At 44.0% G+C, this 7655-nt stretch carries 3 protein-coding genes; all 3 read right to left on the bottom strand.

Features of this window, described 5'->3' with window-relative positions; translation table 11 throughout:
* Positions 1-4084 (bottom strand): retention module-containing protein (locus ACED60_RS21290; protein ID WP_371728419.1); only part of this gene is annotated, 4084 nt, incomplete at its 3' end.
* Positions 4085-4809: 725 nt separating this feature from the next.
* Complete coding sequence (gene speB / locus ACED60_RS21285) at positions 4810-5736, bottom strand: agmatinase (RefSeq protein WP_371728418.1); 927 nt, start codon at positions 5734-5736, stop codon at positions 4810-4812.
* Positions 5736-7643, bottom strand: a complete 1908-nt coding sequence (gene speA / locus ACED60_RS21280) for an arginine decarboxylase (protein WP_061021896.1) — start codon at positions 7641-7643, stop codon at positions 5736-5738. Before speA ends, speB begins: the two co-directional genes overlap by 1 nt.
* Positions 7644-7655 lie beyond the last annotated feature (12 nt).

Raw genomic sequence — 7655 nt, 5'->3', positions numbered from 1 at the left:
ACCCATTAGATTTAAGTGTGTCGTTGGTATTAAATAAGCTTGGCTCAATGCGGAAGCTGGTGACATTATCGCTTTGATTGGTGAACTGAATAATCTCAGTTTGACTCACAGGCACGGTGCTTGCTGCCGAGCCATCGGCTAGATTGGATTCTGATAGCGTGACGCTAGGAATAGTATTGATGATTGGAATATCACCATCGGTGATGGTCAAAGTCACGGTGGATGTCACCGGATCTTTATCAAAGTCACTTGACGTCACTACGATTGTTTTAACGATGTCTTCGTTGTTTGTATGAACTAAATCGCGATTGGGTTCAAAGCGCACTTCACCTTGCAGGGTGATGACTAACGTCCCTTCAGTGAAACCAAACCGCTGCTCACCAGTATCTGTTTGAACCAATGTTCTAAGTTGTCCGTCATAAACGAACTGAGTGATTGTTGCACCATCTGCACTTTGCACTGGCATCACATCAACAGTGCCAGTCGTAACAACACCAGCAGCCAAATCAGCCACCGTTGGCTCAGTAATGGTTAACGTTTGGTTTTGCATGCCTTGCACATCATCGCTGACCGTCACTTTCAATGGCGACATCAATGAATCATCACCATCACGATCGACCGCGTAAACGGGTAAATCAAAGCTCAATTCATTATTTGCTTGGCCATCAGCATGATCTAATGCTTCAAGTAGAGTAAAGGTGTACTCACCCACCGTGCTGGTAGAGAAGCTAATCGTAAAGACCGGAACTTCTGGGTTGGATCCATCTTTCACAAAGCCAATGTACTGGTTGCTGTTTTGTGGATCGACACGTAACTCGACGGCTAACCCGCCCGATTTAAGCGCGTCGTTGGTGTTGAATTGAGCAGGGTCGATACGGAACTTGACTACATCATCACTTTGATTGGTAAACTGAATAATCTCAGTTTGACTCACAGGCACGGTGCTTGCTGCCGAGCCATCGGCTAGATTGGATTCTGATAGCGTGACGCTTGGAATAGTATTGATGATTGGAATATCACCATCGGTGATGGTCAAAGTAACGGTGGATGTCACCGGATCTTTATCAAAGTCACTTGACGTCACCACGATCGTCTTAACGATATCTTCGCTGCTTGTGTGGTTTAAATCGCGATTGGGTTCAAAGCGTATTTCACCTTCAAGGGTAACAAACAGTTTTCCCTCAGGCACAGTGATAAGCTGCTCTCCCGTTAAGCCCTGATTCAAGGTGTAAACGGTATTATCATACGTGATCTGGGTAATGGTCGCGCCATCAGCACTCTGATCAGGCATCACATCAATGGTGGCAGTCGTCACCTTACCAGCAGCCAAATCCGCAACCGTCGGTTCAACAATATTGAGCACACCATCTTTCATGATTTGCACATCATCACCGATGGTCATTGTAAGCGGGGAAATTTGCGAGTTATCGCCATCAGTGTCCACGGCATAAACAGGCAGTTCAAAGCTCAGGTCGTTATTTGCAAGGCCATCTTCATGATCTAACGCTTCAAGCAGCGTGAAGGTGTATTCCCCTAATGTACTTGTAGAAAAGCTAATCGTGAACACTGGGACATCAGGGTTTACCCCATCGTTAACAAAACCTATATAAGTACCTAAGTTCTGAGGGTCTTCCTTGAGTTCAACGACAAGCCCATTCGATTTGAGCGTATCATTGGTATTGAATAAGTTTGGATCAATCCGAAAACTCGCGACATCATCACTACCGGCTGTAAACGTAATCGTTTCAGTGGCGCTAACCGCATTTCCGCTTGGCGAAGATCCGTCACCAAGATTCGTTTCAGATAATGTCACTGGTGGAACTAGGTTAATTACCGGATCTTGGCCATCAGTAATACTAAGATCAAGCGTTGAGAAGCTCTCGTCACCATCAGCATCTTCAGCTAAAAAGGCAAATTGTTTTACTATGGTTTCGCTGCTTGAGTGGTTGATATCACGAGCGACTTCAAAACTAAAATCACCATTGAGTGAAATCGTTGCAACCCCTTCTGTAAATGGGAAAGTTTGTGCCGCATCTGGGAGTAGATTTTGGTCTAACTTGTATTCGACCCCATCGTAAGACAGTGATTGGATTGTCGAACCATCCGCACCCTCAAAGTTGAATAGATTGTAAGAAACAACAGTATCACCAGCTAAGGTCGGTTCATCGACGGAAACGACATTATCGATGAGTTCGACCACATCATCTTTTACACTGATTAAGATCTCAGCAGCTTCTGGTGTATTTGACCCACCAGATAGTGCAGAGCGGTCACCATCCGCGTCAACCGCGTAAATGGGCAATACAAAGGTTAGCAACTCACCTTCAGAACCTTGATGTGAAAGCGATTCGTACAGAGTAAATTCATAATTCCCCAATGATGGACTATCGACTTTAACGTCAAAGACCGTAATTCGAGATCCATTGACCTCAACATAACCTTCATACGTTCTCACACCATTGGTTTGACTAACTAACTCTAATTGAACGGCAGCACCATTAGAAACCAAGGCTCCCGCTGTATTAAATTCAGTCGGTTCAAGTTCGTAATGGTCAATAATGTCACTTTCAAAAACACTTGCTGTGATACTGCCAATACCGCCTACTGGGGTTGTTCCTTCTTGTGAGCCGCCAACAATGCCTGACTCATCAACATCGATGCCATCAACATTAATAATGAACGGGCTATCACCATCAGAGATATCAACCTTAATCGTATTCGTTACGACATCCTGGTCAAAATCGGTAACCGTGATCGGTAGAGAGAATGAAAGCGTGTCGGAGCTCACTTCTTCTATTGGTTTAAACTGTTGGAAATTATATGTGCCATCGGTATCGAGAGAGATTGTGAGAACAACCTCACCTCTCCCTTGAATAGACAGAGTGATCGTTGTTCCGTCATCAGACAGTCTTGCTACCGTATTTTGGTTATCACTGAGCAACCCATCAAACTCTCCTAACGCACTTGCATCAAAGACAGCAGATTGAAGTTTATCACTTCCAATATTAGAAAAAGTGCCTTCAATAGGTGCACTACTCGTTTCTACATTATTGATATTCACGCTTTCAGCAGACGGATTCACCCCGTCAAATAAAGTAACCAGCGCATTAATTGGTGATGCTATTGGGTTTCCTGCGGAGTCTTCACCTTGAATATCAAAAGCAAAGTTAATTTGATCGCCAGTATAAGAGACCTGCCCACCACCGATAGACGGAACATGATCAATAGATTGAGAAATCGTGGTGGTTAACGAGATATCGATATTATTGCCAACACTAGTAGCATCAATATCGATACGTAATACTTCGTCAGTACCTTGAACACCAACAATGGAATTCGTTACCGAGTCGTAAGTAAACGTGACAACTTGGCCGCTTGATGTAATGTCGTTATTAAGCTCACTTAGGAGTGAAGCAAGGGAGAGTGTGTCTGGGACAAAAGAATCTGGGTCTAGAGCTAAACTGCCCGCAATAATCGTTTCTGTGGTCGTAATAGATTGGGGGTAGGTATTGCCAGAAATGGAACCTTCAGTGACTGATTCGCTGATCGATTGACCACCAGCTGAACGTGTGATCGTTCTAAATTCCTCTCGAGTTTCCTCTACCTCTTCTTTCGCAAGCCCTGATGTCTCAAAGAATGTCGAGGGCTGAGTTTGAATATTATTGTATTCAATCGTAACAAAGCCTGCATTTGCAGAGCCTAGCCCTTCACCAGCAGCCGTTGCTTCCAAAATTTCAGTAGGATCGGCGCCACCTAAAATAGCTTCTTGGATTGCCGCAATATCATCGTCAGTAAATGCTCCGTCGTCAGATTGCTCTAGATCGAAATTGACCTCTCCGGCGATAGGGGCATCAGCCCAAGACAATTCTTGGTCAATACATCCAACACAATTCTCGCCAACCAGAACCTCACCATTTGGAGCACCTAATACAAGTTCTGCATTATTTGCGGTAATGACTATCTCATTTTCACGGATGATATCGCCAACTAGAACTTTTTTTGGGTTGCCGTCAGGTGTTACTACAACCACATCCCCACTTACTGCTTCAACAACCGCAGCTTGGCGCGAAACCTCAATATCCATATATCCCCCGTTATCACAAGCACTCTTATCTAGAGCTGTACAAATTATTTTTGTTAATCATTACAGGCTTTAATCAAATTCATACTTACCCCTCATCAATGGCCAATCTTTTGTTGTGCCTCTTCGAGTTGAAAAGAGATAAGTATTTAACCTGTTTTTTTTATAGTTTACTTACTGTTAAGCCTAGTCTTCCCCATAAAAAATGCCATGTCTGTGCTAAGAGACTCCTTTTCACAAATTCACTTATTCTCTATGGATTTCTAAAACACAAATTAAACGTTAGTAGTGCATTGATTTATATGCAAATAAACTCACAGCGATGTTACATCTCTTTAATCCTATAAAGATATACAGGAATAAAGTAGATAAATCATGAGCGAATATCAGACATTGCTTGAGGCAAACGATGTGATAGCAACAAAGCAGAGAGTAGTCCCAAACTTGAGACAATGTTCAGCACAAAGCGGATGAAAAACCATTTATTAAGCGTATATTTCGCCAATTTCATATATGCCCATCAACATATTAAGGTGCTATGGAGGAACAATAGTCATGACTTATCATTCGATACACACATATCAAAAGGAATACGTTTTAGGACAAAACAATAGATACAAAAAAGCCGCCCGAGTTTAACTCGGGCGGCTTTTAGAAGATCATGTACCGCAATATGGTGTTTATCCGTAAAACGAGATTGCCACGTTCAACATGCCTCGCTAACTATTTTATTTTGTTAAGCGATTTGCAGTCCAAACATAAAGCAGCTCAAGTGCGATAGTTGCGCCAGCTAGAGCCGTAATTTCGCTTTGGTCATAGGCAGGAGACACTTCTACAACGTCCATACCAACCATGTTGATACCCTGTAAGCCACGAATGATTTTGAGCACTTTATCTGAGTTCAAACCACCACACACAGGCGTCCCAGTACCCGGCGCAAAAGCAGGATCCAGACAATCGATATCAAACGTTAGGTAAACTGGCTTATCACCAACAATGCCTTTCACTTGAGCAATGATCTCATCCACGCTCATGTCATTCGCTTGCATCGCATTGATAACATTAAAGCCATGACCTTCCTGCTTATACTCTGTACGAATACCTATTTGCACAGAATGCTCAGGCGAGATTAACCCTTCATTTGGCGCATGGTAGAACATAGTACCGTGATCGTAACGACTACCCTGACTGTAAGTATCAGTGTGCGCGTCAAAATGAATCAGAGCCATTTCACCGTACTTCTTGCCGTATGCTCTTAGCAAAGGCAATGTAATGAAGTGATCGCCACCTAACCCTAACAGTGTTTTACCGCTGTTTAGAATCGCATCAGCGGCTGCTTCTAGACGCTGAGTTGAGTCTTCTGCATCACCGCAATCAAACACAAGATCGCCAGCATCAATCACCGAGGTGTGTTCAAATACATTGAAGTCCCAAGGAAATTTTTTGCCTTCCCACGCCAAGTTTACAGACGCACGACGAATCGCATCAGGCCCCATACGAGCACCCGGACGACCCGACGTCGCCATATCTAACGGCGCGCCCAACACAACCACATCAGCATCGTTATCAATTGGGTTCTGTACCAATGGACGACGCATAAAAGTCATCGCGTTGGAGTACAGCGAGTAATCTGGTTTGGTAAATAGATCGTTCATTAAAAATCCTCAAGATAGGTGTAACCCATCAAGCCTTGCTCTAACTCTTCAAGTACGCTTTGCTGCTCTTGTGCTGGTACTTTCGCCGTGACCAAATCTTTGTAGTTCTGACGAATCAGATCCGTATCAATGTGAACATAACGCATCATGTCTTCAACCGTATCGCCTTCATTGATGTAGTCGATATTCGCTTGACCACTTTCATCAACATTCACCACTACACTGTGGGTATCACCAAATAGGTTGTGCATATCACCCAAGATCTCTTGGTATGCGCCTACTAAGAAAAAGCCCATCAGGTATGGTTCATCTGGGTTCCATGCAGGAACTGGCAGAGTCGTTTCAATACCTTGGCCATCAACATACTGGTCAATCGTACCGTCAGAATCACAAGTAATATCCAATACTACAGCGCGTCGCTCGTCCGCATTATCCAAACCACTTAGAGGCAATACAGGGAACACCTGATCGATACCCCAAGCATCTGGCAACGATTGGAACAGCGAGAAGTTCACGAAAAACTTATCAGCCAAACGCTCGCTCAACTCATCCAAAATAGGACGGTGGTAACGGTTCTTAGTACTCATACGAGAGCTAAGTTCGTAGTTAATGCGCAAAGACATCTGCTCTGCCCAAGCACGGTGCTGAAGGTTCAGCATACCCGTCGCAAATTGGTTGTGTGCTTCTGCGATATCACTTTGCGTGTCGTTGTAGATCTCAATCAGCGCGCGGTCATCATTACCCGCATCTAGCTCTAAGAAATTCTTCCACATGTTGTTTAGCAACATTGGTGCGTCAACTTCAGGCGCAGCCATATCTTCCGGAGAATAGCTTTCTGTACCGATCACGTTAGTAACAAGCACAGCGTGATGCGCAGTCAACGAACGACCAGATTCAGAAATGATCACGGGTTGTGGCTGATTGTAGAGCTTACAAATATCCCCTACTGTCATTACGATATTTCGAGCGTACTCAAGCAAGCCGTAGTTCATTGAGTTTGAAGACTGGCTACGTGTGCCGTCGTAATCAACCGCCAAACCACCACCAACATCTAAGTACTTCAATTGAGCACCGATATCGCGCAGTTCACAGTAGAAACGAGCCGCTTCGCTCACACCATTTCGCACATCACGAATATTGGCCATTTGTGAACCAAGATGGAAATGCACTAACTCTAGAACATCGAGTTGATCTTCTGCTTTTAAACGTTCAATAACAGTCAGCACTTGTGATGCAGACAAACCGAACTTCGACTTCTCACCACCACTTGCTTGCCATTTACCTGCGCCTTGAGAAGCAAGACGAATACGTAAACCTAAACGAGGTTTCACGCCAAGCGCTTTCGCTTCAGAAAGAACAAGATCAAGCTCAGATAGCTTCTCTAGAACGATAAATACTTTATGACCCAGCTTTTCGCCAATAAGAGCAAGACGGATGTATTCTCTGTCTTTGTAACCGTTACACACGATCACCGAGCTCGCTTTTTGAGCCAGTGCCAATACCGCTAATAATTCAGGCTTGCTGCCCGCCTCTAGGCCTAGCTGCTTTTGCTCTAATTGAGCTTGGCTCGCTAAGATCTCATCAACCACTTCTTTTTGTTGGTTAACTTTAATCGGGTAAACAAGCAAGTAACGGTTGTCATACTGATATTCATCGATCGCTTGGTTAAATGCGTTACAGATATTGTGCACACGTTGATGCACTATTTGAGGAAAACGCACAAGAGCAGGCAAACCAATATTTCTCTGCTCTAACTGTTTTACGATCTGACTTAGCGGAACTTGATGATCGGTTTCGCTCGGTGATACATACACCTCACCATTATCATCAATTCCATAAAAACCTTGGCTCCAGTGCTTTACATTATACTCAGCACGGATGCGTTCCAAATTAACCGAATTTTCCAATTCTAGAGACCT

The organism is Vibrio sp. 1F279, assembly GCF_041439815.1.
Lineage (GTDB): Bacteria > Pseudomonadota > Gammaproteobacteria > Enterobacterales > Vibrionaceae > Vibrio > Vibrio tasmaniensis_A.
This window is presented reverse-complemented; position numbering and strand designations above follow the sequence as displayed.